We start from the raw sequence: 26,911 nt of genomic DNA, 5'->3' as shown, positions 1-26,911 counted from the left end.
GTCAGCCCCGGTGGCGCTCGGCGGCGCGGTAGAACCGCGTCAGCGAGAAGTCCAGCAACGCCTGGCACGAGGCCATGTAGTGGCGGGCGCGGACGAAGGGAAGCCAGACACGCTGGCCCACGAGCACCTGGGCCTCCTCGAGTTTCTGGCGCGGTATCCACCGGCCGCCGAGGTGACGCACCAGCACCTCGCCCAGGTACGCGCCAATGGCGGGCACCGCGTACGCCTCGATGTTCTCCCGCAGACGGCTCTTGGGGAAATCCTCGCGCCAGAAGTAGAAGTCCACGTCCGTGAGGGACTCCGGTGTTTCCTCGAAGACGGAGGGGACGTCGGTGTGCAGCAGGGCCACGAGGTGCTCGGCCAGGTCGCCGTAGCGCTCCAGGGCGCGCTCCGGGTCGTCCACGTCCGGGGGAAGGACGGAATCGGCGGGGCGCCACTCCTCGGGCTCGGGCGGCTGCCAGGCATTGAGCTCGGCGATCCTGCGCTGGCGCGCGTGGCTGGCGGTGCGGTCCACCACGCGTAACAGGAGCGGCTCTACATCCGGGTGGAAGCGGGGCTCCACGGGGGCGAGCATGGCACTGCGCTCGCGCAGGGCGCGCAGGAGGGTGTCGAAGTCCAGGTCCGGCCGCAGGTGGGCGTGGGCGCGCGCCTGGGCCAGGCGTGCCTCGTCGCTGGCGAAGTCCGCGGCGGTGGGCCACGTCACCAGCAGGACGCAGCCGTTGGGCAGCTCTTCGACCCGGTGGGCCGGCGTGGACAACACCCGCTCGCGCCCCACGGCTTCCACCAGCTTCGGGCCGAAGACGTTGAGCCAGAAGACACCGTAGATTTTGTCGAAACCGTCCTTCCGGGAAATCTTCTCGTCGCGTCCGAATCGCGGAGAGCCCGCCAGTTCCGCGTCGTCGGCGCTGTGGGCCCGGGCGTATGTGACGGGATAGCGCGAGGCCCAGGCGCGCATCATCTCCACGAGTTTGCGGCAGCGCTCCGCCTCCGCGAAGAAGGAGAGCGGCTTCACCTTGAGCCAAACCTCCAGCTTGGGAGGCCGGGGGGGCAGCCAGAGCAGGAGTGTCATGTCCAAGTCAGGCCACCGCGTGCGGTAGAGTCCGAGGGTCGTACTGTTCCCGTCTCGTGATTCCTCCAGGGCTTTCCAGAGGGCCGGGCGGGCGTATTTGCGTTGCCGCTTGCCTTCGGTGACATCCGGCATCCACCCGTCGGCGTACTCCTCGAGCGCGTGGAACCAGGGCGCCAACTCGCTCTCCAGTGCCGCCTGTGCGTCAAAGACACCTTCGAAAGAAAGCCGGAGGTAGTCCTCGTCCCTCGAATCATGGAACTCGAGCACCTTCATTGAAACAGCACCTCCACTCCCTGAACCTTCCCCTCTACAGCAGTCACGACTGCATCCAGGTTATCGACCTTCGTGCCCCCTTCGTAGACGAGGCGGACCCGCCGGACGGGCACTTCGCTGCCCTGTGGGAGAAGAGAATGGAGGGAGCCCCGGCGGATATCCAGCGTCCCTCCATACTTCTGGAGCGCTTCGCTCGCGTCCTCGACCATTTGTGCCAACAACGCCCTGCCTTTCAAAGATGACAGATCGCGGCTCTTGAAGCTGAAGGTCTCGACGCGAGGGGGCCCGCTGGCAGACCCGCCCTCCTCAATGACGAGCACATCCACATAGCGCAAGCCGCTCTCCGGCTTCCAGACTCCCACGGACCTCGAGATGCGAGGTCTGACAAAGGCTCCGAGGAAGCGGCGCTCGGCCCGGGGCAGTCTGGCGTCGGCCTCCAGCAACCCCACCATGAGGCGCTCGAAGGCCAGCCCCCGGGCGAACCACCCCCGCATCTGCGCGTATGCATCCCAGCGCATGGGGGCCTTGACCGCCTTGCCCTGTTCGAGCTCCCGCAGGCGCCCCTCGTAATAGGCCACATACTCGCCCCAGCGCGGGTTGCCCTCGGCGCCGGGTGGCGCGGCCTCCGCGGAGGGTCGCTGCTTCTCCAGCACCGCCACGTCCCGGGGCAGCCGCGGGCCCGGGGCTTCCATTTCCATCAGCGCCAGCCGTGCCTCCACCACCTCCCGGGTGAGGCCCGCCCCCTCGTCCACCAACGAGGCCAGTCCCCCGGCGCGCTCCGCCGCACCTGCCTCGAGGCTGGCACGTGCGCCGTCGTCCACCACGGGGGCCACCTGTCCGGCACCCTTGTGCGCTCCGCCCCCTGCCACTGGGGCCCCCGTGGCCCCGGGCCGGGCCCTGGACATCACCGCCTGCGCCCGGGCCACGTTGCCTCGCGCCTCGTGCAGCGCCAACGCCGCGTCCACGCCCCCCACGGCCACGAAGTGGCCCACCTCCCGGCGCTCTCGTATCCACCGGACCAACTCCCGCACGCCGTCCACGCCCAGCTTCGTCTGCACCTGCCGCCCCAGTTCCTGGAGGCCCCGGAGGTGCTGCTGCATCGCCTGGAGTCCGCCGAGCGCGGGCGTTCCGGCCCCTCGTGCCTGGGACAGGGCGCGCACGCCTTTGCCTCCGGCGTACAGCGTCCCCAGCAGCAGGGCGGGAGCAAGCTCGCGCGTGGCCTGCTCGTACTCGCCCTGACTGAGGGAGTACGCCCCTTGGCCCGTGCCGGCCACCAGGTAGTAGAAACCCAGCGGCACCCCGAACGTCATGGCGTCGAAGGTGCCCAGCGCCACGCTGCCCGCCGAGAAGTGCCGCAGCGCCAGGGCCCGCTCCACCTCGCGCGCGGCGTGCTGGTAGGGCGGAGGCAGGTGCGCCCACCGTCCCGTCATCTCCAGGTAGCGCCCGCCGTCCACCAGGGGACTGGTGGCGAGCGCGTCGCGTGCGGCACGGCCCAGGCCCCGCAGCACGTCCCCGCCCCGCTCGGCCCGCTCCGGGTAGCGCGAGAGCGGCAGCCCGCGCGCCTCCAACTCCTGGCGCACGGCGGGCATGAGGGCCAGCGTCTGCCCCAACTGTTTGTCCCTGGCCAGCAGCCGCAGCACCGCGTCCACTTCGTCGTCGTGGGCCGAGTGCAGCACGAAGAGGGCGAACACTTCGGCGTGGTAGGGGCCGTAGCGCTCGGTGGCGCTCACCAGGAAGGCGGCGCGCTTGCGCTGCAGCAGGGCGGCGGCGTCCTCGCGCACCGGCCCCAGGGCGCCCAACCTCACCGCGCTCCACTCGTCCAAGGCCTCCACCAGCCGGGGCATGTCCACGCGCTGTTGCAGGGCGACGTACTCGGCGGGCGAGGTGCACGTGAGGAAGGGCGCCAGCAGCACTTCGCCGCCGGAGGAGAAGTCAGGCCAGTCCCGGGGCACCACCTGGCCTCCGCATGTAGCGGGGCCCTGGGGAAGGGTGCCCCCGCTGGCCACCCCATGCACCGCCGCCTCGCCCGGCCCTGCGCGAGCGTTCGACTCCAGCCCCCAGGCGCCGCGGCGCCGGCGCAACCGCTCCGGCCCTCCTGTCTCTCGGGGCGCCATGGACGGCGGCACCAGAGGCGAGCGCAAGAGGGCGCGCTCGCCGTGGGGACTACCCCCGCCGGAGTGCGGCGCCCGCGTGGCGCAGGCGGTGGTGAGCAGGACGGCTCCCAGCAGCGGCACCGCCCACCCGGGAACGCCAACCGCCAGACGCACAGCATCACGACGCTCGCACACGCGGCACCTCCTACCGGACCACGCGCGCCAGGTGGCACGCGGCTCGAAGCAGGGCGCAGCCTACCGACACACCTGAGCGGCCTGCGTGTCGCGAATCTCGGAGTGGTGCACCTCGGAGAGGGAGTGCATGGGCTCAGAAGAGGCCTGGGCCGATTCACCCCGCCCGGCCGTCCGGCACCCGGCCTCCCCCGCCCCTCCGCTTGACCGCTCGCTCTTCGTCTGGCATCTTGATTTTGAAAACGATAATCAGAATCAACTTCAACGAATCACGAAGCGCCGAGGAGCTCCCATGCCAACGCCTCCCTGCTGCCGCACCCTCCTGGCCCGTAGTCCCAGCGCGGAAGTGGCGCGCTGCTCCTGCGGACACATCCACCTGAGCCTCGGACCGATGACGATCCGCATGGACGAGGGAACGCTGCACGCCATCTGGCTCACGCTGGGAGACGCACTCCGGGCGCTCTCCCCGGCCGCCGAGACCGTCCCCGAGGCGGCTGCCACGGGAGGGTGGAAGCAGTGAGCACGCTGACGGAGCTGCTGCGGCAGGCCACCGCCCACGAGGTGCGCGCCGCGATGAACACCCCCTTCGCCCGGCGGCTCGCGCGGGGGGAGCTGGAGCGGACGCACTACGTGCGGCTGCTGGCCAACCTCCAGGCCCTCTACGCGGAGCTGGAGTGGGCGCTCATGTGGAACCGCCAGCACCCGGCGGTGGGCCCGCTCTGCCTGCCCGAGCTGTGGCGCAACGAGCTGCTGCAGGACGATCTCCGCGCCCTGCTCGGCCCGGGCTGGTATTCGAGCGTGCCGCGCCAGGACGCGGTGGCCCACGTGGAGCGGCTCGGCCTGCTCTGCGATGAGGCCCCCGGGTTGCTCGCCGCGCATGCCTGGGTGCTCCATGCCACGGACCTGCCCGGAGGCAGCCAGGGCGGCGCCGGAATCGCCCGCGCGCTCGGGCTGCGCGGCAAGGAGGGGACGTCCTTCCTCCGCCACGCCACCCACCTCGATGGAGAGTCCTACCGGGCGCACCTGCTCGACACGCTCGATCAGCTGCGCCTGGACGAGCGCTCCCGCGAGGCCCTCGTGGAAGAAGCCCGGCTCGCCGTGCGCACGGTGCGCTCGCTCTTCGAGGCCCTGGGCCGGAATCTCCCCGTGGTCCGCGAACAGCGCGAGCGCGTCAGGGCAGGCGGCTGGTGGCCGCGGCCGCTGGCGTTCGCGCGGGAAACCTCCTGAGCGCCCGGAGTGGAGGGCCGGGCGCTCCCACTTCGCGCCTCAGTCCTTCCCGTCCGGAAGCGCTCCCGCGGCCCGTGCCACCTCCACCGCGCGGAGGATGGCCTCCGGCGTCGCGGGCGAGGCCAGCTCCACCGGGGTGCGCGAAGGGCCGAAGGCGGCCACCGCGTGCCGCAGCGCCGTCACCGCTCCGATGGCCAACATGAACGGGGGCTCGCCCACCGCCTTGCTGCCGTGGATGGTGCTGTCCTGGGGCGCGCGCTCCAGCAGGGCCACGCGGAAGTCCTCGGGCGCGTCCCCCACCGCCGGAATCTTGTACGTGTCCGGCGAGTGCGTGACGAGCCGTCCCTTCGCGTCGAACAGCACCTCCTCGCACGTGAGCCAGCCCACGCCCTGGATGAAGGCGCCCTCCACCTGGCCCCGGTCGATGCTCGGCACCAGCGAGGTGCCCACGTCGTGGAGGATGTCCACCCGGCGCACCCGGTGCTCACCCGTGAGGCCACTCACCTCCACCTCCACCACGGCCGCTCCGAAGGCGTAGTAGTGGAAGGGCTTTCCGCGCCCCGCCACCCGGTCGTACGAGATGTCCGGGGTGCGGTAGTAACCCGTGGACGACAGCGACACCTGCGCCAGGTAGGCGGCGTGCACCACCTCGGCGAAGGACACCGAGCGCTCGGGACGCGCGGGCAGGAAGACCCGGCCCCCCGTGAAGGCGAGCGCGTCCACCTCTCCTCCCCGCTCGGCCTGGAGCAGGCGCGCGGCCACCGGGCGCAGCCGCTCGCGAATCACCTCGCACGCCTGCTTCACCGCCATGCCGTTGAGGTCCGAGCCGCTCGAGGCCGCCGTGGCCGACGTGTTGGGCACCTTGTCCGTCGCGGTGTTCATCACCCGGACGCGCTCGGGAGGCACGCCCAGCTCGTGCGCGCACACGGCCCGCATCTTGGTGTGCAGGCCCTGCCCCATCTCGGTGCCACCGTGATTGAGCTGCACGCTGCCGTCCGTGTACACCACCACCAGGGCGCCGGCCTGGTTGAGGAAGCTCGTGGTGAAGGAGATGCCGAACTTCACCGGCTGGAAGCCGATACCCCGCTTCGTCCACCGCGAGCCCTTGTTGAAGGCCTCGATCTCCGCGCGGCGCCGGGCGTAGTCGCTGGAGGCCATCAGCTCCGCGTGGATGCGCGGCAGCCGGTTGCCCTCCACCGCCTGGCCATAGGGGGTGAGCTGGGCGGGAGCCTCGCGGTAGTAGTTGCGCTCGCGCACCACGGCCGGATCCAACCCGAGCAGCTCGGCGGCGCGGTTGAGCACCTCCTCCATCACGAACATGCCCTGGGGTCCGCCGAAGCCGCGGAAGGCCGTGTTGGAGGGCAGGTTCGTGCGCGCCACCCGGCCGGTGAAGCGCAGGGCCGGGACGAAGTACGCGTTGTCCAGGTGGAAGAGCGCCCGGTCCAGGATGGCGTGCGACAGGTCCGTGCTCCACCCGCCGTCGGACACCAGCTCGACGTTCAGCGCGAGCAGCCGCCCCTCGGAGTCGAGCCCGGCCTCGTAGTGGCCCCAGAAGGGGTGGCGCTTGCCGGTGAAGGCCATGTCCTGGTCGCGGTTGAGCCACACCTTCACCGGCCGGCCGGTGGCACGTGCGCCCAGGGCCGCCAGGGCCGCGAAGGGCGCGGCCTGCGTCTCCTTGCCGCCGAAGCCGCCTCCCATGCGCGGCACCTCCACCACCACGTGGTGCCGTCCCACGCCCAGCACGCCGGCGACGATCGCCTGCACCTCCGAGGGGTGCTGGGTGGAGCTCCACAGGTGCACCGTGTCGTCCTCGCCGGACACCGCCAGTGACGCCTGCGTCTCCAGGTAGAAGTGGTCCTGCGCGCCCGTCATGCACTCGCCGGAGATGCGCACCGGAGCGGCGGCGAGCGCGGCGTCCGGATCGCCCCGGCCGATGACGTGCGGCGTGGTGAGGAAGGAGCCCGCGTCCACCGCGGCCTTGATGGACAGGAGGGCGGGCAGCGGCTCGTACTCCACCTCCACCAGCGCGGCGGCGCGGCGGGCCACGGCGGCGTTCTCCGCCAGCACCAGCGCCACCGTCTGCCCCAGGAAGAGCACCTCGTCCACGGCCATCAAGGGCTCGTCGTGGACGACGGGGCCCACCTGGTTGTCCCCGGGGATGTCCTCGGCGAGGAGCACGGCGTGCACCCCGGGAAGCTCCCGGGCGCGAGAGGCGTCACGGCGCAGGATGCGCGCGTGCGCGTGCGTCGACGTCACGAGGTGGCCCACCAGCATCCCCGGGGGCGAGGGCAGGTCGTCCACGTAGAGGGCCTCGCCGCTGGTGTGCTTCAGGCCGCTCTCGTGCGGGGCCGGAGCGTGCAGGGGCGAGTGGGACGGCCCGGGCTGCTGGGCGTGGGCGGTATCGGGAGAAGAAGGAAGCGTGCTCATCCGGGTCACCTCACCTGCACCGTGGCCGAGTGGCCCTCCGCGAGCCGGGGCACCGGCGTGGAGAGCGTCTCGTGGAAGAAGCCGCGCAGCAGGTTCTTCGCCACCTGCGCGCGGTACCAGGCCGAGCCGCGATGGTCGGACAGTGGCTTGAAGTCCTCGTCCAGCCGGGCCAGGGCCGCCTCCACGGTGGCCTCCGTCCAGGGCTGGCCCACCAGCGCGGCCTCGGTGCGCCGGGCCCGGGCGGGCGTGGCCGCCATGCCTCCGTAGGCCAGCCGCGCCTCCGTCACCTTCCCCTCCCCGTCCACCACCACCCGGAAGCCCGCGGACACGGCGCTGATGTCCAGCTCGCGCCGCTTGGACACCTTGTACGCCAGCGCCCGCGCGCCCTCCGGCTGCGCCGGCACGTCCACGTACGCCAGCACCTCGCCGCGTCCGAGCGCCGTGCGCCGGTAGCCCTGGAAGAAGTCCTCCAGCGGCACCCTCCGTTCGCCGGCCCGCGAGCGCAGCACCGCCTCGGCTCCCAGCGAGAGCAGCACCGGCGCCATGTCCCCGATGGGCGAGGCCGTGCACAGGTTGCCGCCCACCGTCGCGCGGTTCTTGATCTGCCGCGAGCCGAAGTAGCGCAGCATCCGCTCCAGGGGCGGGCACGCGACGCGCGCATAGTCCTCCAGGTCCGTCAGCCACACGGTGGCGCCCAGGCGGTGTCCGCCGCCACGGGGCTCCAGCACGTGCAGCTCGGGCAGGGCCTCCAGCGACACCAGCAGCGGAGGCTCGGCGTAGCGCTTCGTCACCTCCAGCGACAGGTCCGTCCCGCCCATCACGAAGCGCGCGTCGGGGTGCTTGTCCAGCACGTCCCAGAGGGCGTCCATGGAGCCGGGGGTGAAGAAGCGCTGGGCCCCGGCCTCGTAGGCCAGTGCCATGGGCTCGGGCCGCGCCTCCGCGAGCGCCCGGGCGAAACGGTCCTGGGGACGCAGGCCGGCCACCTGGTTCGCCGCCTCGCGGATGGGCCGGTAGCCGGTGCAGCGGCAGAGGTTGCCGCACATCTGCGCGTCCAGCTTCCAGGGCTCGTCCATGTCCCGGCGGTGACAGGCCTCCAGCATGGCCATGGCGATGCCCGGGGTGCAGTAGCCGCACTGGGAGCCCAGCTCGCGCGCCAGCATCTCCTGCACGACGTGGTACTTGCCGCCCTCCTTGAGGGCCTCCACCGTGTACACCCGCTTGCCCTGCACCATGGGCAACAGCACCAGGCACGAGTTCACCGCGCGCAGGGCGGGCGCCCCCTGGCTGTCGTGCTCCAGCACGGCCACGGTGCAGGCCCCGCAGTCGCCCTCGGCGCAACCTTCCTTGGTGCCGGTGAGGTGCACCCGGTCACGCAGGTAGCGCAGCAGCGTGGTGGTGGGAGAGAGTCCCGTCTCCTCGACGGGCTTGTCATTCAGGAAGAAGCGCAGGCGTTCCATGGGCCTCCTCCGGTCCCTTCGGAGGAAGGGCCGGGGGGCCAGCCTACTACGGCTCGCGCCCGCGGGAACCCGGCCGCTGACAACCGGGCGCCAGGGGAGTCAGCGAAGGACCAGCAGGGCCACCAGGGTGACGAGGAAGTACGGCACCAGGCCCCCGGCGCCCGCGTAGTCCTTGGCCATGCGCTGGCCGAAGAAGAGGGCCACGAAGGACAGCCCGGAGAGGGCCGCGCCCCACATGGCCACCCGGGTGCCCCCGGAGAGCACCAGGGCCACCAGCCCGGCGGCGCTCACGGCGCCCGCGGCCAGCTCCATCAGGGTGATGGTGGCCAGCATGGGCGGCACCACCCCGCGCAGGGGGCTCTTGGCGAAGTGTCCGGTGAGCCACCCCAGGTTGCCCTTCCAGTCGATGACTTTGTCCAGTCCGGACTGGAGGAAGGTGATGGCCAGGAAGAGGGAGCACAGCACCTGGACGAGCCAGAGGGGGAAGAGGTTCGAGTCGAAAGCCGGCATGGGCGCGCACTCTACCCGGCCTGCCTGCCTACCCAAGGGCCGAGCGGCCTCCGCGAGCGGACAACCAGCCGTCCCCCACCCCTACCGCCCACCGGGGAGCACCCCCATCGTCCGGCCATGGCCACTGAACAAGGCGCCCGGAGGGTCCTCATCGGGCTCATCGTGCTGTCCATCGCCCTGGTGTTGTGGGTCTTCTCCCCCTTCTTCGAGGCCTTCTTCCTGGCCGCGGTGCTCGCCGGGGCCCTCCATGGCCTGCACCAGTGGTTGACGCGGCACGTCCGCGGGAAGAGCGGGCTGTCCGCCGGCCTCATCTGCCTGGGCGTCATCGTGGCGCTGCTCGCGCCCCTGGCCAGCCTCACGGCCTTCATGGTCTCCGAGATCGCCAAGGGGGTGGCGTTCATCACCGGCATCGTGGAGAAGCGGGGACTGGAGGGGCTGGTGGCCTATGTCCCTGGCCCGTTCAAGGAGCACGCCTCGAATCTCCTGGACAGCTTCCAGACGCGGAGCGCCGGGCTGTGGCAGACCCTGCAGGAGCAGCTCTCCGCCCGGGGCGCCACCGCGGCCCAGACGGTGGGCGGAGTGGTGGCCACCACCGGTACGGTCGTCTTCCAGACGGTGATGATGCTCATCGCCTTCTACTTCCTGCTGGTGCAGGGCAGGCAGCTCGTGGCGTGGCTGGAGAGCGTGTCGCCGCTCAAGGACGGACAGACGACGGAGCTGCTGATGGAGTTCCGCAAGGTCACCAAGTCGGTGCTGGTGTCCACCATCCTCACCGCGGGCGTGCAGGCGGTGGCGGCCCTGGTGGGCTACCTCATCACCGGCGTGCCGGTCCCCGTCTTCTTCGCGGCGGTGACGTTCTTCTTCGCCCTCATCCCGGCCATCGGCGCCGCCGTGGTGTGCGTGGCCGCCGCCCTGCTGCTGCTCGCCACCGGCCACCCCATCGCCGCCATCGTGCTGGCCGCCTGGGGCGTCATCGTGGTGGGGCTCTCCGACAACGTCGTCAAGCCGCTGCTGGCCAAACGCGGCATGCACATGCACGGCGCCATCGTCTTCTTCTCGCTGCTCGGCGGCCTGGCCGTCTTCGGCGCCATCGGCCTGCTGCTGGGGCCCCTCATCGTGGCCTTCTTCCTCGCCGTGCTGCGCATCTACGAGCGCGACTACGGCCGGCCTTCCCCCCGCCCTGGGGCTCCCGCCACGCCTCCGCGCAACCAGCCCACGGTGGCCGAGGGCGAGGAGTTCGAGCCCGCCGGAGTCCACTCGGACGAGCACCTGCTGGACAGCCACCGTCACTGACGGGACTCCCGGGGGCCACGGCGCACCCGGGAGCCGTCGAGGAACCGCGGAGGGCTACGGCTGGACGCCGGCCCCCGTCACCAGCAGCGAGTAGTTGCTCGTCGCCCCCGCGTACCCCACCACCTTCACGTAGTACGTGCCCGCGGCGGGCGCGTTGTAGGTGCCCACCTCCGGGTTGCTCGTGGTGTAGCCGCGCGCCTCGAAGAAGTTCAGGTCGGTCTCGGTGTACAGGTACCAGTCCAGGTCCACGCTGCCCGGCATGGTCAGCTTCACCGTGACGGTGCCCGGCGCGGTCACCGTGAACTTGAACCAGTCCACGTCCGTACCGCTGGAGAGGCTCCCGCTCACGGCGGTGCCCGCTCCCACCCGGCCGCTGGCGCTCGCCGCGGTGTCATTGGACTCGGTCTCCACGGTAATGGGGCCGGTGGGCCCCGGGCCGGACGAGACCGTGAGGGTGAAGGCCGCGTCGCTGGAGTCGGTGAGGGTGGCGTTGGCCGCGTCGCTCACCCGCACCCTCGCCGCCGTGGTCGCCGTGTTCGGCACCACCCAGGGGTAGCTGCCCGCCGCGGCCGGCGTGCTCGCGGAGATGAGGTTCCACGTGCTCCCGTTCGTCGTGTACTCGAGCTTCACGTTGCTCACCCCGCTCGACGTCCAGGTGATGGCCTGGCTGCTGCCCCCCGCCCAGCTCTCCCCGCCGTTGGGCGAGCCCACCCTCACGCTCGCCACGGGCGTCCCATCATCCCCCGGCAGGAGGAAGTCCTTGATGACGGCCATGTGCTGCATGTTGGTGGCGCCACTGTCACCCGACTGCGCCGGGGAGATCTCCGAGAGCGGCGAGTACACGCGGGTGTCGATCACCGTGCCCGCGGCGAAGGAGCTGGAGCCGATGACGGTGGCCGTCTGGTAGGCGCGCAGATCCGAGTCCACCAGCACGTTGTCGTACGGCTTGGAGCGGCTCGCGTTGGTGCCCTCGCGGCCATTCCTGTCCACCGGGTGCGGGCCACTGGTGGTCACCACCTGGCTGAAGGTGCCGAAGCAGGACTCGGAGCGGCTGTCGGTGTTGAAGTCACCGGCGATGACCAGATAGTCCCCGGCGGGAACGTTGGCCTTGATGTAGTTGACCAGGTTGCCCGCCTCGGTGTTGCGCACGCCACTGCCCGAGGTGAGCAGGTGCACGCTCACCACCCAGAGATCCTTCGGACCGGGGATGTCGATGCGTGCCCAGGCGAAGTCGCGGTTGGAGACCTGCGTGTCCGTCCACTCACCCGAGGCGATGATGGGGTAGCGGCTGATGATGCCGTTGGGGATCTGCGCCCCCGTCTCCCGGTAGTAGTAGAAGTTCGAGCCGAACGCGGTGTCGACGAAGCCCCGGATGGCGGTGGCCGAGTTGTTGCCGAAGTTGAACTCCTGGATGGCCACCACGTCCGGCTTCGTGCCCTGGAAGATGCGGGTGCCGTGGCCCGGGTCGTAGCTCTGCAGGTTGCCGCTGGTGATGTTGGCGGCCATCACGCGCAGCCGGAACTCCGCGAGCGAGGCCCCGCCGGTGGACAGCTCCTCGTTCGCGGACTCCTCCCGAGGGTCCACGGCGGCGCCCTCACCGCATGCGGCGAGGACCAGGGTGAGCAGTGGAACCAGAAGCCAGGGGCCCAGGCCCGAGCGCTTCGAGAAGGAGGAGGACTGTCGCATTGCAAACACTTCCTGCCCGCCACATGCGGACGCTGGGGATGACAACGGCCCCATCATCGCAGCCTCACGGTGAAATTCCAGCGGGAGCCGCCGCGAGGGCGGAAAGCGCGACAAAGAGGTAGCGCAGGCCCTTGCCCACCGTGACGAAGCCGACGAAAGGCGCCCAGCGCACGCCCACGAGGCCGGCGGCGAGCACGAACACGTCCCCCACCACGGGCACCCAGGCCAGGGCGAGGACCGGGGCGCCCCAGGTGGCCAGGCGCGCCTGGGCTCGAGCCAACCGGGGGCCCTCGCGCTCCCGGCGGCGCTGCACCCAGCGTCCCACCGGGCCCCCCCCTCCGCGCGCCACCCAGCGGCCCAGGGCATAGAGGGTGAGGGCGCCGAGCACGTTGCCCACGGTGGCCACGGCCACGGCGGGCGCAGGAGGCACACCGCCATAGACGAGCGCGGCCAGCACCGCCTCGGAGGGCGCGGGCAGCACCGAGCCGGCCACCATCGCCACGAGGAAGAGCCCCGGCAATCCCCAGTCGGCCAGCGTGGACGCGTCCGGCATCGTGGCGCCCACTTTAGGACGTCCCGGGCGGACAGGCGGGAGGGGTGGAGGCCCACCTGCCCATTTCTACCTTCCGGCCCACCCCCCACAGCTCCGGAGCCGCGATGAAGAACATCCGACTGGCATGTCTCGCCCTGAGCCTCGCGCTCGGCACCACCGCGGGGGCCGCGCCGTCCGGGAGCGGACCGGTGTGCGAGGCCTCCCCCGCGTCGCAGAGCATCCAGAAGGTGGGCGAGGAGGTGGTGCGCCGCCTCGAGTCACCGCACCCGTACGCGGCGGCGGAGCGGCACGCCGTCACCGGGGCGCTCCACACCGGAACGCTCACCCATCCCGGAGCCTCGTACATCGCCCCGCACTTCGACACGCTGGCGCTCGAGGAGGGGGACTACGTCCTCGTGCGGTCACCGGACGGCACACGCTCCTGGCGCTACGACAACACGCACCCGGGAGCACGGGATGGCTTCTGGGGCATCCCCATTCCCGGAGACACCGCCATCATCGAGCTGCACGGCCCGGTGGTGGAGCGCCGGGGCGTGCTCAACCAGTACGGCTACCGCATCGACAAGTACGCGCGCGGCTACACCGCGCAGGAGTTGGGCACGAACGGCGCCCAGGCCGAGGCCCTGTGCGGCGCGGACGATTCCGGCCAGGCACGGTGCTACGAGAGCAGCGAGCCGCGGCTCTACCAGCACAGCCGGGCGGTGGCGCGCCTGCTCATCAACGGCTCCAGCGCCTGCACCGGATGGCTCGTGGGCAACCAGGGCCACCTGCTGACGAACAACCACTGCATCGCCACGGACACGGACGCGCGCAACACCAGCTACGAGTTCATGGCCGAGGGCGCCACCTGCGCCACCCACTGCGGCTCCTGGGGCGCATGCCCGGGCACGGTGGTGGCCACCAGCGCCACGCTGGTGAAGACGGACGCCCCGCGCGACTACACGCTGGTGAGGCTGCCCACCAACCCCACCAGCACCTACGGCTTCCTCCAACTGCGCCCCACCGGGGCAGTGGTGAACGAGCGCATCTACGTCCCCCAGCACCCGGCGGCGTACGGGAAGAAGATCGCCGTCACCTCCAGCGACACGGCCGATGCCTCCGGCTACGCCGAGGTGTACAGCCTCGACGAGCTGGCCTGCCAGAGCGGGGGCCCCAACGACGTGGGTTACCACGCGGACACCCAGGGCGGCTCCTCGGGCTCGCCGGTGATTGGCTACGCGGACCACCAGGTGGTGTCGCTGCATCACTGCGCCCACTGCCCCAACCGCGGCGTGCCCATCCAGGAGATCATCACCCACCTGGGCAGCAGCCTGCCGGCGTGCGCCCTCCGCGGCGCCACGTGCCCGGACCCGTGGGGCCCCAGTGGCGAGCCCCCTCCCCCACCGCCACCGCCTCCTCCGGTCCAGTCCTTCACCTACAGCGCCACCCACACCAACAGCGCCCTGCGGAACACGGTGAACAAGCGCCTCACCTTCAACGCGGGGGACGTGGTGGAGGTGGGCACCTGCAACCTCACGGGCGCTACCGCCACGGGAGACACCTGGCTGCGCCTGTACGATGGCGCGGGCGTCCAGGCGGCATCGAACGACGACTCCTGCGGCGGCCGCTCCTCGTACTTCAAGTACACGGTGCCCGCGGGCAAGGGCGGCACCTATGAGGTCCGCGCCGGTTGCTACTCCAGCGGCAGCTGCGGCGGCACCGTGGTGTGGAAACTCACCGCCACTCCCCCGCCGCCCGGCCCCGTCACCGCGTCGTTCACCTACACCGCCAGCAGCACCCACAACGCCACCCGCGACACCACCCACCGCGACGTGACGGCGGCCGCGGGTCAGACGATCACCCTCGGCACCTGTACCCTCGCGGGCGCGTCCGGCAGCGGCGACACGTTCCTGCGGCTCTACACCTCCAGCGGCTCCCTGGTGGCCGCCAACGACAACGCGTGCGGCTCGCTCTCGCACCTGCGCTACACCGTCCCCGCGGGCGCGGGCGGCACGTACCAGCTCCGCGCGGGCTGCGCCGGCGATCGCAGTTGCGGCGGCACGGTGGTCTATACCGTTCAGTAGGGCAGAGCCTCCGGTCCGGGCGCGTTCTCCGAGAACTTGTCCAACAGTTGGACAACTTCTCACGGACCTCGCCCGGGGTGCCCGCCCCCTCTCCTGTCAGGTACAGGAGAGTCGCGGCCGGAGCCCCGTCACAACGGGGGCGCCATCCATCATCCTCCTGGGGCGCCTCCGCTTCACGGCGCGACTACCACCCACCCACGCGGGTGGACACGGGGAAGGTATGAGCGAGACATCGAGCCAGGGCCCCCGGAGGGGGTCACGAGGCCGTCCGGTCGGACTCCTGGTGAGCGTCCTGTTCGCGGCGCTGCTGGGCGGTTGCCCCAAGCCACACATCCACCACTTCACCACCTCGCCTCCGGTGGCCTGCCCCGGCGACGAGGTCACCCTGCGCTGGGAGACGAACGGGCCCGTCCGCCTCGAGTCCTCCCCCGAGGTGGCGAAGCTCGGCGGGAAGGACAACTCCGGACAGCAGACGGTCACCATCAGCGGGCCCACCACCTTCCGCCTGGAGGTCTCCCGCGTCTTCGGGCTGAAGAAGGAGATGACGGAGAGCGAGGTGCTCTCCCCGCCGAAGGAGCTCGAGTACGGCATCGTCGACGCCGAGGGCCAGGGGCGCTTCACGTGCTCGGCGCGGACGGGGCTGGAGTCCTCCTTCCAACTGGATGGCAGCCACATCTCGCCCAACGTGCGCATCGGGCAGGTGATGAACATGAACGTGCGCACCCTGCACATCAGCAAGGGCGAGGCGTCCGAGCCGGTGGCCGAGGGCGCGACCGCACCGGCCTTCGAAGGACAGCCGGCCCAGGGACTCTGGCGGCTGCGCGTCCCGCTCGACGAGGGCGAGAGCTGCGAGGACGCGCTCGAGTCGGTGGATGGCCGGTTGATCATCAAACTCCAGCTCTCGTGCCCGAGGTGACACCATGGCCGCGCTCGACGAACTCCGGACGATCGTCATCCTGATGCTGGAGAACAGGTCCTTCGATCACATGCTCGGGCACCTGTCGCTGGAGAATCCCCAGTCGGACGTGGACGGGTTGCGCAACCCCGACACCAACCCGCGCTACGCCAACGTCTTCCAGAACCGCGTCTACCGGCCCTTCCTCATCGGCGACGAGGTGTCGGTCATCCGGGATCCCCCCCACAGCCGCCACCTGGTGGGCGTGCAGATGGCGCGGAGCTCCAGCGGCAAGAAGTTCCGCATGTCGGGCTTCGTGGATGCCTATTTCCAATACACGCAGCACCAGGCCGAGCACCCGCCCCCGATGGGGTACTTCGATTCGAACGGCGCCTGGATGACGTCCTTCCTGGCCCGGGAGTACTGCGTGTGCGATCGCTGGTTCACGCCCCTGCCCACGGACACGCAACCCAACCGCTGCATGGCCTTCACGGGGACCACGCTCATCGAGGACACGGGCTCCCGGCTCATTCCGAACCGCGAGCACGTCTTCGACTGGCTGAACCAGCACGGCGTCCGGTGGCGCGTCTACCATGACGGCCCGCCCTTCTTCCTGTTGTTCGGGCGGTTCCACGAGCTGGTGGGGATGAAATACCGCCCCATGAGCGAGCTCGCGCACGACATCCTGCACGAGCCTCCGGACCAGGCGCCGCAGGTCATCTTCCTGGAGCCGCGCTACTTCGACTTCTTCTGGTCGGACGCGCCGCCCAACTGCAACCATCCGCTCGCCCGCGTCGACCATGGTGAGGCACTGCTGCACCGGGTGTACACGACGCTCACGAGCAACCCGGCGAAGTGGGCCCGGACGCTGTTCATCCACACCTATGACGAGCACGGCGGCTTCTTCGATCACGTGCCGCCGCTGCCCATCGACAACCCACCGCCGCCGGGAGCGCTCTTCACGGAGCCCTTCAGGACGACGGGCCCCCGGGTGCCCGGGCTGCTCGTGTCGCCCTGGGTCCAACCGGGCAAGGCCTTCCACGGCAACCTGGACCACACCTCCATCCTGCAACTGCTCGCCGAGAAGTTCGGCTCGGGCCCGGAGGACTACTCGGCCTCGGTCACCCACCGCAGGGCCCAGGGCATCCGCAGCCTGTCCGAGGCGCTCGCCGATGCACCGGCCCAACGGCCCGTCCCCACCCGGTCGCCACGGCCCGTTCCGCCCATGCCGCTCATGAAGCGGCGGCCCCAGGCGCCCAACGAGCGAGCCTTCCAGGAGGCGGCCCGGGAACTGCTCCAGCACGAGGGGCCCATCGCGACCTCGGCCAAATACCCGGACCTGGTCGGCGCCCCCCTGGAGCCCTGAAGACGGCGCTGGCGGCTACTCGAAGCTGAGCGTCGAGCCGCCACTGAGGTCCTCCAGGAGCACCGTGGGCCGGCCGATGATGCGGACATCGCCTCCACCGGAGGCCGTCACGCGCAGCGCGTTGGTGACCTCGAGCTCCGTGGAGCCGCCGCCGCTGGAGTCGAGCGTGGCCTCCTGCACGGAGAGCTCGCGCGCCCACAGCACGCTGCCTCCGGACATCGTGCTCTTCATCTGGAGGGTGCGCCCCTCCATCGTCACGTCTCCCCCTCCGCTCACGTCCAGGGACAGGGAGGTGGTTGCGAGGCCCCGCACCTTCACAGTGCCGCCACCGTGCGCCGCCACGGTGACGGACCCGTCATCGTTGACACCGGTGACACTCCCGCTCACGTCCACCGAGCCCCCGCCCGAACGCGAGAGGACCTGAAGCTTCGGCATCGTCACCTCCACCCGCAGGGGATTGCGCGAGCTCCAGTTCCCCACTTCCTCCGGGTGGAAGAAGACGTGAAGGCCGACCGACTCCGAGATCTCCGTGTGCATCAGCCGCACCAGGTTGTCGTCCCCCACCACGCGGACATTCCATGGCTGGCTCGGGTCCACCACGACCGTGAGGGCGATGCCGTCATGCACCTCGATCGACGTGAACCCGGACAGCTGCCGCTCCTCCTGAACCAGCTGGCCGCTGCCCCGCACCGAGGGCCCGAGACGACAACCCATCACGGCCACCACCAGCAACGACATGCCCACCCACAGCCCACGAGAAACACGCTTCATCCGCTGACCCCCGGAAGTCCTGGCCGGTGACGCCGGCCTCTGGTGGCTGAAACACCGTGGCGGCCAGGAACTGTCACCGGGCCCGCGAAACAAGCGGCAATGACGTCAGGGTCAGACTGCGGCGGGCGGCCCAGCGTCCAGTTCCCGCTGCTGGGGGATGCGAATCAGCACGCGCACCTCACGCCTACGATTGTACCCCACGGCGTAGAGCTCACCGCCAATGGCGACCACGGCGGGAGGCGGGGGCTCGGGCTGCGTCTCCAACCAGGACTCCGCCGCTTCCCGGGTCGCGAAGGATTGGAGAGGACGTGAGGTTCTGGCGGCGTGGAGGCTCCGCAGGAAATCCTCGAAGCCGTGCTCCTCTCCCACATACATCACGAAATCGAAGGCAATCCTGGTGGTCCTGATGGCCTCGCGCTCCTCGGGTGAGGAGATACGCTGCTCCATCGGATGGAGATGGAAGCAGGCCCATCTGTAGAGTTCGAAGAGACTGAATCTCGTGCGCTCGAAGGGATTGGGAGGCTCCGTCTCATCCTCGGCGGCATCTTCCCCTTCGTCCTCGGACTCCTCCATTTGCGCCAGTTCCGCTTCAGAGGGCAGGCGAAGCAAGTTGCGGTACTCGAGCTGGCGCGAATAGGCGACGTGATAGCGTTCACTCGCCACTCCGATAACAGCACCGTGAGGCGGGGCGGGATGATTCAGCAGCCAGTTGTCTGCCTCGTCCTTCGTCGCGAAAGAGAGGACAAGAGGTGGAGGCGCCGTGTCGACGTTCTCGAGAAAAGCCTTGAACATGCCCTCCTCCTCGCTCCCAAGGATGAAGTGGAGAAGGAGCCTGGAGTGCCTGAGCGCGTCATGTTGCTCCGAAGAAAGCGCATGCCGCTCCACCGCATGCAACACCACCAAGGTGCCCTTGATGAGATCAGGTTTCATGCTCTCTCAGCCCGCTACAAGCACCACGGGTGCGAGGACAGCCACTCCCGCGCCTGCGGAGACAGTCACGAATGCAATACCGGCGATGATGACCACCGAGCCAAGGAGAAGTCCCTCGCGGTTTCTCTTCAGCCATTCGACCGCATCATTCACGGCGGAGAATTGCAGGGCACGCGACTTCTGTAGCTCCAGACACTCCATGTATTCGTTCAAGCACTCATTTTCACAGAACTGTTTCTTGCTACCATCTCCGCGCTTGATGTGGCTGTAATTGGTGGGAAGCCTGCGTTTCATGCACGCACGAACGCAGTCGATTTGCTCTTGGTCGCAATCCCTGGGGCGACGAGAAGCGAGCACGATGCTCCCCAGGGTTCTGCCCTGGATGGAGGGCGGGTCGTACCGAGGCAGATCTATTTCAGTGGCCCGCTGCCAGGAGTGGCGAACCCGACCATCCGAATGTTCCTCGATGATGAGCACGAACTCGCTCAACTCGTCGGCACGTGGGGATGAGGTATGGCGGGTGCTGCCGCAGGAGACCAGCAGCAGGGCCAGGCATGGCGCGAGTGCTCTGAGCGCCACCATGCGGGTTCTCGTGGAGTAGAACGTCGTCGCTTCGCCGGTGAGCATGGGGGCCGTGCTCTCTGCCATGGCCCATCATCAGAGACAAGTCTCGAAGAGCGGCAAACACCCGGCACGTGGACGGCGTCACGCCGCCGCGGCGTGGTCCAGCGAGCGCCAGGTGCCCAGCGCCCAGTCCTGCTCCTCCGGGTCGTCGAAGCTGACCACGCACAGGGCGCGGTGCGTGCCCGCCTCGCACAGCGCGGTGAGCCGACACTCCCCCGGCTCCACGTGCAGCGTGGCCCGTCCACTCACCCGCTCGCCCTGGTGCTGAAACTCATACGGCAGCGACTCCTCGGGGCCGGGCGCAATGCCTTGCACATCATCCTGCAACGGCACGAAGCGCACGCTGCGGCGGTGATCGCGCGCCACCCAACTCCCATCGGCCAGACGCTGCTCGGCGAGTGAACCGGGAATGCGAATCTCCCACCCCTCCGGCAACGTCACCTGCACCGCACCCCGCCGGTAGCCGATGAGCGGCCCCACGGGAGCCTCGACCGCGCGGCGCGAGACCTCCTCCGCCAACGTCCCCCCCACGCCGAGATACCCCAACACCTGCTGCCACTCGCGCCAGGGATAGGACAGCTCCGGAGCCTCCCGCCACGCGGACTCCAGCAACCGGGCCACCTCGCGGAAGCGGTGACGCTCCTCCTCGAGCAACGGCGGCCGCCACACCATCTCCGTCCAGATGAGGCTCAGCGCCCGGCCCAGCTTCGTCGAGGCGCCCTGGCCCGGCTCCCACCACGGGAAGATGTCCCGGCCCCGCAGCGGATCCTCGTGCACGGCGCGCAGCCACGCCTCGTCGCGCGGGCCCATGGGCGTCAGCAGCGCACCGGGGTGCTCGAAGCCGTGTCCGGGCCGCAGCGAGAGCGTGGCCCCCGAGTGGCCATGTCTCCGGAAGTCCAACACCCGGCCGGCCATGGTCCCCAGCCAGCCGAGCATGCACGGGGCGATGTCACTCGGATCCCCGGTGTGGAAATACCCCGTGGGGTCTCCCACTCCCGCGACGGTGAGGGCCGGGTCCGCCCAGTCGATGCGGAGCGCGTCCCCCAGGGCATGGAGGAGATCGCACAGGTAGCGGTGATAGCCCGGCCCCACCATGGAGGTATTGGCCAGGACCACCACCCGCCCCTGCCCGGCGGCGACGATGGCCACCTCCTCGGCGGCCGGGTGCAGGCGCAGGAACAGGATGGGACCCCGGGGACCCTCCACCGTGCGCGAGCTCTCCAGCAGCTCCTCCGCCGCAGCTCGCACCCAACGCTCCACCCGCCGCAGCCAGGGCCAGGGGGCTTCCGGCGCCGAGAAGAGTCCATCGCCTCCGTACCAGCCCGCCAGCAGCAGCTTCACACCCATGTCGTCCTCTCGTCTCGCTCGAGCCCGGACCCCTCTCCACGCAACGGGTGGAGGGGTGGGATTATGTCGCGCGGCTCGGGTGTATCAGGGCGGGGAGCCGGACGTGCGCTCCTTCTCTCAGGCGCTCTGGGCGGTGCGTTCCACCATCGCGTCGTGGATCTCCCGCAGCGTGCGCTCCAGGCCGTACTCGTACTTCCAATCCGGGTAGTGGCTCTGGAAGCGGCGCACGTCGCTGACCCACCAGATGTGGTCCCCGGCGCGGTTCTCGTCCACGTAGGTCCAGTTCATCCGCCGGCCGGAGATCTTCTCGGTGAGCGCGATGGCCTCCAGCATGGAGCAGTTGGAGAAGCGGCTGCCGCCCATGTTGTAGACCTCGGCCACGCGCGGCTTCTGGAAGAAGTGCCACAGGGCGCTGACCAGATCATGGGAGTGGATGTTGTCGCGCACCTGCTTGGCCTTGTAGCCGAACACCGTATAGGGCGTGCCCGTCACCCCGCAGCGGACCAGATAGGACAGGAAGCCGTGGAGCTGCGCGCCGGAGTGGCCGGGACCCGTGAGGCACCCGCCGCGGAAGCACGCCGTCCTCATCCCGAAATAACGGCCGTACTCCTGCACCATCAGGTCGGCCGACACCTTCGACACGCCGAACAACGAGTGCATGCTGGCGTCGATGCTCATGCTCTCGTCGATGCCGTGCTCGGCGTAGGGGTGGCTCGTGTCCAGCTCCCAGCGCGTCTCGGTCTCCCGCAGCGGCAGGCGGTTGGGCGTGTCGCCGTACACCTTGTTGGTGGAGAGGTAGATGAACACCGCGTCGGGGCAGTGCCGCCGCGTCTTCTCCAGCAGCACCAGCGTGCCGTTGGCGTTGACCGTGAAGTCCACCAGCGGGGCCTTGGCCGCCCAGTCGTGGCTGGGCTGCGCGGCGCAGTGGATGATCAGCGCGATGTCCCGGCCATGCTTCGCGAACAGGGCCTCCATGGCCGCCTCGTCGCGGATGTCGGCGGAGACGTGGGAGTAGCCGCGCACCTGCTGCTCCAACCGGCGGCGGTTCCAATCGGTGCTGGCCTCCTCCCCGAAGAAGCTCTTGCGCAGATCGTTGTCGATACCGACGACGGTGAGCCCCTTCTCCGCCAGGAAGCGGACGGACTCGGAGCCGATGAGCCCCGCGGAGCCGGTGACGATGGCGATGGACATGACGTCGGTTCCTCTTCCCTGCTCACGCGCCGAGGATGGGTTCCAGGGCGGCTCGGTGTTCGATCAACCAGCGGTGGATGTCCTCGACGATGCGGCCGGCCGGACGTGTGGGCTTCCAGCCCGTGAGCTCCCGCACCCGAGAGCAGTCACTGACATAATAGGGAATGTCCGCCGGGCGAGTCTCCGGACGGCGGGTGATGGGCACGCTCCTGCCGCTCACCTGCTCGCACCACCGGGTCAGCTCCCGCAGGGACACGCTGACCTCGGGGCCTCCCCCCACGTTGTAGACGGCGCCGTTGTGCCGCCCCAGGTCGGCCGCCTGCAGCCGCACCAGCTCATAGAGGTCATCCACGTGCAGGAGGTCCCGCACCTGCCGCCCCTCGCCGCCAAAGCCCATGTAGGCCAGCTCCCCGCCATAGACGTGACGAGCCACCCACAGCACGGCGAAGCCCTGGTCCACCTTCCCCATCTGCCAGGGGCCCGCCAGCACGCCGCAACGGTTGATGACGGCCTTCATGCCGTACATCTCCACGTACTCGCGGATCATCAGCTCGCCGCTCAGCTTGGTGGCCCCGTAGAGCGAGCGCCCGCCCTCCAGCGGGAAGTGCTCGTCGATGCCGGCGCGCGACCAGCCCGGTCCCGAGGCGCCCTCGGTGATGACCAGGCGATCGCCCTCGGGCACCAGCGGCAGGGCCCGCAGCGAGGCGATGGGGTAGACGCGGCTGGTGGACAGGAACACCAGCTCGCCCCCGGTGCGGCGCAGGTGCTCCAGACAGTGGATGAGGCCCAGCAGGTTGGTGTGGACGAGGTAGTCCGGGCTGCCGTCATACCCCGCGTGAACGCTGGGCTCGGCCGAGCACTCCACCAGCAGCTCCACCGCGCCCACCGCCTCCAGATCCTCGCGGTTGCGCACGTCGCCGTGCACGAAGGACACGCCGCCCGCGCGCAGGCGCGAGAGCGTCACCTCGCTGCCGCGCCGGCGCAGGTTGTCGAAGGCGATGACCTCGGCCCCGGGCTCGTCGCGCTTGAAGGACAGGGCCAGCGTCGAGCCGACGAAACCCGCCCCACCCGTAATCAAGATGCGCCGTGTGCTCACGTCTTCACCCGCTCCTCGCCTTCACGACCAGCTGATGTCGTAGTCGGCCTCGAGGGGTGCCAGCTGGCGTCCCCGCACCACCAGCTCCCGGGCCGTGGACTGCTCCATCGCGGCGTGGAGGACGCCTTCGTTGTACGCCAGCGGCAGGAAGTCCCGGCGCGCCATCAACCGCGCCTGCTTCTCCCCGAGCCGCTCCACGGAGCGATCGCCGTAGCTCAGCGAGGCCCGGTAGGCGCTGGGGAAGCTCGCGAGCAACCGCTGCGGATCCGTCCCGGCCAGCGCCATCATCGTCTTGCCCACGGTGGAGTGGAGGAAGTCCGCCGTGGCCCGGCGCCCGAGCTGGCGCAGCACCATGGCCCGCGATTCCGGCGCGGATCCTCCGAGCAACTCCGCGGCGGTGAAGATGGACTTGAGGAAGTCCGCCACCGGGTAGCTGAAGAAGTCGACGTACGTCTTCGACCCGGCCACCGCGATGCACTTCGCCCGGATCTCCGCGCCCCCGAGCGCGCGTGCCGCCTCGAACACCCCGTTGAAGAACAGGCCACGGCACGTATCCATGGGCGTGGCCAGGGTCAACAGCTGCTCCAGTCCGGGGGCGGTGGGGGAAGACACGTTGGGGGGCTCCGGGGGGCGGGCCCTCTATTAGAACGCAAAACCTGTCAGGCCGTACGGATCGCCGCGGCCGACTGCAGCCCCAGCTCCACCACCGCCACCTCCCGCATCCGGAATTTCTGGATTTTTCCAGTAACCGTCATCGGGAACTCGTCCACGAACTTCCAGTAGCGAGGGATCTTGAAGGTGGAGATGCGGCCGGTGCAGTAGCGGATCAGCTCCTCCTGCGTGACGGTGGCGCCGGGCTTGGGCTTCACCCAGGCCATCACCTCCTCGCCGTACTTCTCGCTGGGCACGCCGATGACCTGGGCCTCGCTGACGGAGGGGTGCGTGTGGAGGAACTCCTCGATCTCCCGCGGGTACACGTTCTCGCCGCCACGGATGATCATGTCCTTGATGCGGCCGACGATCTTCACGTAGCCGTCCCCGTCCATGGTGGCGAGATCGCCGGTGTGCATCCAGCCGGCCGCGTCGATGGAGGTGCGGGTGGCCTCGGGGTTGTTCCAGTAGCCGAGCATCACGCTGTAGCCGCGCGTGCACAGCTCGCCAGGCGAGCCCCGGGGCACCACCCCGCCAGTGGCCGCGTCGATGATCTTCACCTCCACGTGCGGGTGCACGCGGCCCACGGTGCCCACGCGCTTGTCCAGCGGATCATCCAGCCCGCTCTGCGTGGACACGGGCGAGGTCTCCGTCATGCCGTAGCAGATGGTGACCTCGCGCATGTTCATGCGCGACTGCACGTTCTTCATCACCTCGATGGGACACGGCGAGCCGGCCATGATGCCGGTGCGCAGCGTGGACAGGTCGAACTCGCCGAAGCGCGGGTGGTCCAATTCTGCGATGAACATGGTGGGCACGCCGTAGAGCGCGGTACAGCGCTCGGCGCCCACCGCCTGCAACACCGCGAGCGGCTCGAACGCCTCGCCCGGAATCACCAGGGTGGAGCCGTGGGAGGCACAGGCCAGGTTGCCCATCACCATGCCGAAGCAGTGGTAGAAGGGCACGGGGATGCAGACGCGGTCCTCCACCCCGAGCCGCAGCGCCTCGCCCACGAAGAAGCCGTTGTTGAGGACGTTGTGGTGGCTGAGCGTGGCGCCCTTGGGGAAGCCCGTGGTGCCGGACGTGTACTGGATGTTGATGGGGTCATCGAACTGGAGCGTGGCCTCGCGAGCCGTGAGCATGCGCTCGCTCACGCGGGCCCCGTTCTCCAGCAGCAGCTTCCAGTCGTCGTCCAGCACGAGCGAGACGCGCAGCTGGGGGCAGCGCGGGCGCACCTCCTCGAGCATCTTGCGGTAGTCCGTCTGGCGGAAGCCGCGCGAGAGCAGCAGCACGCTGGTGCCGGACTGGTTGAGCGCGTACTCCAATTCCGCCGTCTTGTAGGCGGGGTTGAGGTTCACGAGGATGGCGCCGATGCGGGCCGCGGCGAACTGCGTCACCACCCACTCGAAGCGGTTGGGGGACCAGAGGCCCACGCGGTCCCCCTTCTCCACGCCAAAGGCCAACAGGCCCAGGGCCACCTTCGTCGTCTCGTCCCAGAGCTGACGCCACGTGGCGCGGTAGCCCTGGGAGACGACGACGAGCGCCTCGCGATCGCCGTACTGCTCGACGGTCCGGCGCAGGTTGTGGCCGATGGTCTCCCCGAGCAGCGGGGTGGTGCTGGTTCCGTGGACGTAGGAAGGAGAGGACATGGCCGATGATGTTCGCGAGTCGGCACCGCCCGCAAGCCTCCGTTCCCTGGTGGATGCACCGCGAACGTTTCGCGCGTCCGTGCTTGCCCGCGCCGCGTCGATCCGGGAGCACGGCACTCTGGACCCGAGGCACACGAGGGGGCACGAATGGACGCGGTGATGAGCGGAAACGTCCACGCGGAGGTGCTGTGGGCCTGCGGCTACGCGCTCTTCCTCCTGGCCGTGGCCTGGGGACTGGTGGCCACGAGACGGAAGAGCCGCACCGCCCCCTTCCACCTGGGACTGGCCACGTTCCTGGTGTTGCTGGCCGGACTGCTCGTCGGCGCCTGCGCGGTACGTCACCCCGAGGGCCTGGAATTGGGGCTGCTCGGAGGGGTGTCCCTGGCGGTGGCATGGAGGGCGCGGCGCACCTGGGTCGAGCGGTGGGCGGACGCCTCGTCCCGCGGGGAGGGATAGGCGGGCGGCCTGCCTCGGACGCCCCCTTGCCGGAGGTGCGAGCCGGTACGACCCTCAGGGCCATCCAATCCCCTAGGAGGCGGCGATGGCGGACAGGCGGCGGTCGGATGTGGAGTGGCAAGGCCGGGGTCAGGACCCGGAGCGCGGCACCCGGCGTGACCACATGGAGCGCGGGCGGGACATGGGCCGCGTGCGCGGTTACAGCGGCGAGGACCGGGGTCCGGGCCGGGGCCGGGACGAGTACCGGGGCCGGAGCCGCTCCGGAAGAGGCGGCGGAGACATGAGGGGAAGCGGCTTCAGCGACCAGGAGGTGGGCCGCTACGGCCGGGGCTACGAGTACGGCGGTGACGAGGACCGGGGCCGCTTCGACCAGGACAGCCGCGAGGAGTACCACCGCGGAGGGCTGATGCGGGGCGCTCCGGGCATGCGCCGCGCGGGCGGCCCCGGAGAGGAGTTCGGCGAGGGCTTCTGGAGCGAGATGTCGCGCGAGCGGGTGCGGGGAGACTTCGACCGCTACGGCGCGCCTGGCGGCCAGCGCACGCAACCCTACGACACGGACCGTTGGGACCGGGGCCGCGACCGGGGCTTCGGCACCCGGGGCTTCGGCAACGAGGACTACCGGCCGCCGCGCGTGCAGTCCTCCTACCTCGAGCAGCGCCCGCGCACCGGCTACGCCACCAGCCCCACGCGCGACATGGACCGGGAGATGGGCCACGGCGCGGGCCGCGGCGGCATGCAGGGCGCCTACCCGTACGACGAGCAGTCCCCCGAGCTGCCGCGCCGCCAGGGCCGGGGGCCTCGCGGCTACCAGCGCTCGGATGACCGCATCCGCGAGGACATCTGCGACCGGCTGATGCAGGCCTGGATGGACGCGGACGACGTCACCGTCCGGGTGGAGAAGGCCGAGGTCACCCTCACCGGCACCGTGAAGAGCCGCGACGAGAAGCGCGCCATCGAGGATCTGGCCGAGGACGTGCTCGGGGTGAAGGAGGTCAACAACGAGCTCCGCGTCGCCCGCGAGCAGCAGCGCGAGGACGACACGCGGCGGGACGCGGGGACGCGGCAGGACCGGACGCTGCACTCGTGAGGGCG

Annotated in this window: 23 protein-coding genes; 8 read left to right on the top strand and 15 right to left on the bottom strand. The window is 70.1% G+C overall.

The window, feature by feature from the left end:
- Nucleotide 1 precedes the first annotated feature (1 nt).
- Both Q664_RS13725 and Q664_RS13720 read right to left on the bottom strand, forming a co-directional pair.
- Nucleotides 2-1,342, bottom strand: coding sequence for a hypothetical protein (locus Q664_RS13725; protein ID WP_043394440.1), 1,341 nt, complete (start codon nucleotides 1,340-1,342; stop codon nucleotides 2-4).
- Nucleotides 1,339-3,630, bottom strand: a complete 2,292-nt coding sequence (locus Q664_RS13720; RefSeq protein WP_235216686.1) for a hypothetical protein — start codon at nucleotides 3,628-3,630, stop codon at nucleotides 1,339-1,341. The genes Q664_RS13725 and Q664_RS13720 overlap by 4 nt, the downstream gene beginning before the upstream one ends.
- A gap of 289 nt (nucleotides 3,631-3,919) precedes the next feature.
- Here Q664_RS13720 and Q664_RS59015 point away from each other — a divergent pair, with 289 nt between their 5' ends.
- On the top strand, nucleotides 3,920-4,147 hold the full coding sequence (locus Q664_RS59015; protein ID WP_075207420.1) for a hypothetical protein: 228 nt from the start codon (nucleotides 3,920-3,922) through the stop codon (nucleotides 4,145-4,147).
- Nucleotides 4,144-4,854, top strand: a complete 711-nt coding sequence (locus tag Q664_RS52040; protein ID WP_052518062.1) for a biliverdin-producing heme oxygenase — start codon at nucleotides 4,144-4,146, stop codon at nucleotides 4,852-4,854. The genes Q664_RS59015 and Q664_RS52040 overlap by 4 nt, the downstream gene beginning before the upstream one ends.
- A 39-nt stretch (nucleotides 4,855-4,893) precedes the next feature.
- On the opposite strand, the gene xdhB is transcribed toward Q664_RS52040, so the two are convergent.
- From xdhB to Q664_RS13700, 3 genes are all read right to left on the bottom strand, one after another.
- On the bottom strand, nucleotides 4,894-7,281 hold the full coding sequence (gene xdhB / locus Q664_RS59990) for a xanthine dehydrogenase molybdopterin binding subunit (RefSeq protein ID WP_043394436.1): 2,388 nt from the start codon (nucleotides 7,279-7,281) through the stop codon (nucleotides 4,894-4,896).
- A 5-nt stretch (nucleotides 7,282-7,286) separates the two neighbouring features.
- On the bottom strand, nucleotides 7,287-8,738 hold the full coding sequence (gene xdhA / locus Q664_RS59985; RefSeq protein WP_043394434.1) for a xanthine dehydrogenase small subunit: 1,452 nt from the start codon (nucleotides 8,736-8,738) through the stop codon (nucleotides 7,287-7,289).
- A 99-nt stretch (nucleotides 8,739-8,837) separates the two neighbouring features.
- Nucleotides 8,838-9,248, bottom strand: a complete 411-nt coding sequence (locus tag Q664_RS13700; RefSeq protein ID WP_043394432.1) for a hypothetical protein — start codon at nucleotides 9,246-9,248, stop codon at nucleotides 8,838-8,840.
- A gap of 117 nt (nucleotides 9,249-9,365) precedes the next feature.
- On the opposite strand from Q664_RS13700, the gene Q664_RS13695 reads away from it, so the two are divergent.
- Nucleotides 9,366-10,541, top strand: a complete 1,176-nt coding sequence (locus tag Q664_RS13695) for an AI-2E family transporter (protein WP_052518061.1) — start codon at nucleotides 9,366-9,368, stop codon at nucleotides 10,539-10,541.
- Between the two features lie 54 nt (nucleotides 10,542-10,595).
- On the opposite strand, the gene Q664_RS56320 is transcribed toward Q664_RS13695, so the two are convergent.
- Together Q664_RS56320 and Q664_RS13685 are read right to left on the bottom strand one after the other, a co-directional pair.
- Nucleotides 10,596-12,227, bottom strand: a complete 1,632-nt coding sequence (locus tag Q664_RS56320; protein WP_084609842.1) for a pre-peptidase C-terminal domain-containing protein — start codon at nucleotides 12,225-12,227, stop codon at nucleotides 10,596-10,598.
- A gap of 64 nt (nucleotides 12,228-12,291) precedes the next feature.
- Entirely contained in the window at nucleotides 12,292-12,780 is a 489-nt protein-coding gene (locus Q664_RS13685; protein ID WP_043394527.1) for a YqaA family protein, read from the bottom strand.
- Between the two features lie 104 nt (nucleotides 12,781-12,884).
- Here Q664_RS13685 and Q664_RS13680 point away from each other — a divergent pair, with 104 nt between their 5' ends.
- The 3 genes from Q664_RS13680 to Q664_RS13670 all read left to right on the top strand — a co-directional run bounded on the left by Q664_RS13680 (nucleotide 12,885) and on the right by Q664_RS13670 (nucleotide 17,104).
- A complete protein-coding gene (locus tag Q664_RS13680; RefSeq protein WP_043394430.1) occupies nucleotides 12,885-14,843 on the top strand; it encodes a trypsin-like serine peptidase in 1,959 nt (652 codons plus the stop codon).
- A gap of 283 nt (nucleotides 14,844-15,126) precedes the next feature.
- Nucleotides 15,127-15,759, top strand: coding sequence for a hypothetical protein (locus Q664_RS13675; RefSeq protein ID WP_043394428.1), 633 nt, complete (start codon nucleotides 15,127-15,129; stop codon nucleotides 15,757-15,759).
- Between the two features lie 4 nt (nucleotides 15,760-15,763).
- A complete protein-coding gene (locus Q664_RS13670; RefSeq protein WP_052518060.1) occupies nucleotides 15,764-17,104 on the top strand; it encodes an alkaline phosphatase family protein in 1,341 nt (446 codons plus the stop codon).
- Between the two features lie 15 nt (nucleotides 17,105-17,119).
- Here Q664_RS13670 and Q664_RS13665 read toward each other — a convergent pair whose 3' ends face one another.
- From Q664_RS13665 to Q664_RS13635, 8 genes are all read right to left on the bottom strand, one after another.
- On the bottom strand, nucleotides 17,120-17,875 hold the full coding sequence (locus tag Q664_RS13665; RefSeq protein WP_043394426.1) for a head GIN domain-containing protein: 756 nt from the start codon (nucleotides 17,873-17,875) through the stop codon (nucleotides 17,120-17,122).
- 111 nt (nucleotides 17,876-17,986) lie between these two features.
- Entirely contained in the window at nucleotides 17,987-18,760 is a 774-nt protein-coding gene (locus Q664_RS52030; RefSeq protein WP_152622082.1) for a hypothetical protein, read from the bottom strand.
- A gap of 51 nt (nucleotides 18,761-18,811) precedes the next feature.
- A complete protein-coding gene (locus Q664_RS13660; protein WP_084609840.1) occupies nucleotides 18,812-19,453 on the bottom strand; it encodes a hypothetical protein in 642 nt (213 codons plus the stop codon).
- A 57-nt stretch (nucleotides 19,454-19,510) separates the two neighbouring features.
- Nucleotides 19,511-20,776: a hypothetical protein gene (locus Q664_RS13655; RefSeq protein ID WP_043394424.1), complete on the bottom strand. Its 1,266-nt coding sequence runs from the start codon at nucleotides 20,774-20,776 to the stop codon at nucleotides 19,511-19,513.
- A 117-nt stretch (nucleotides 20,777-20,893) separates the two neighbouring features.
- The gene (locus tag Q664_RS13650) at nucleotides 20,894-21,967 is read right to left on the bottom strand and encodes an NAD-dependent epimerase/dehydratase family protein (protein ID WP_043394423.1); all 1,074 of its coding nucleotides are present in this window, start codon (nucleotides 21,965-21,967) and stop codon (nucleotides 20,894-20,896) included.
- Nucleotides 21,968-21,989: 22 nt separating this feature from the next.
- Nucleotides 21,990-23,063, bottom strand: a complete 1,074-nt coding sequence (locus tag Q664_RS13645) for an NAD-dependent epimerase/dehydratase family protein (protein ID WP_043394421.1) — start codon at nucleotides 23,061-23,063, stop codon at nucleotides 21,990-21,992.
- Nucleotides 23,064-23,084: 21 nt separating this feature from the next.
- The gene (locus Q664_RS13640; RefSeq protein WP_043394419.1) at nucleotides 23,085-23,675 is read right to left on the bottom strand and encodes a DUF2378 family protein; all 591 of its coding nucleotides are present in this window, start codon (nucleotides 23,673-23,675) and stop codon (nucleotides 23,085-23,087) included.
- A gap of 47 nt (nucleotides 23,676-23,722) precedes the next feature.
- The gene (locus Q664_RS13635; protein ID WP_043394417.1) at nucleotides 23,723-25,363 is read right to left on the bottom strand and encodes an AMP-binding protein; all 1,641 of its coding nucleotides are present in this window, start codon (nucleotides 25,361-25,363) and stop codon (nucleotides 23,723-23,725) included.
- A 147-nt stretch (nucleotides 25,364-25,510) separates the two neighbouring features.
- On the opposite strand from Q664_RS13635, the gene Q664_RS13630 reads away from it, so the two are divergent.
- On the top strand, nucleotides 25,511-25,819 hold the full coding sequence (locus Q664_RS13630) for a hypothetical protein (protein WP_043394415.1): 309 nt from the start codon (nucleotides 25,511-25,513) through the stop codon (nucleotides 25,817-25,819).
- Between the two features lie 85 nt (nucleotides 25,820-25,904).
- On the top strand, nucleotides 25,905-26,906 hold the full coding sequence (locus Q664_RS52025; protein ID WP_052518057.1) for a BON domain-containing protein: 1,002 nt from the start codon (nucleotides 25,905-25,907) through the stop codon (nucleotides 26,904-26,906).
- Nucleotides 26,907-26,911 lie beyond the last annotated feature (5 nt).

It is taken from the genome of Archangium violaceum Cb vi76, from assembly GCF_000733295.1.
GTDB classification, from domain to species: domain Bacteria; phylum Myxococcota; class Myxococcia; order Myxococcales; family Myxococcaceae; genus Archangium; species Archangium violaceum.
The sequence above is the reverse complement of the archived record's forward strand: the minus strand, read 5'-3'. Positions and strand labels throughout refer to the sequence as shown.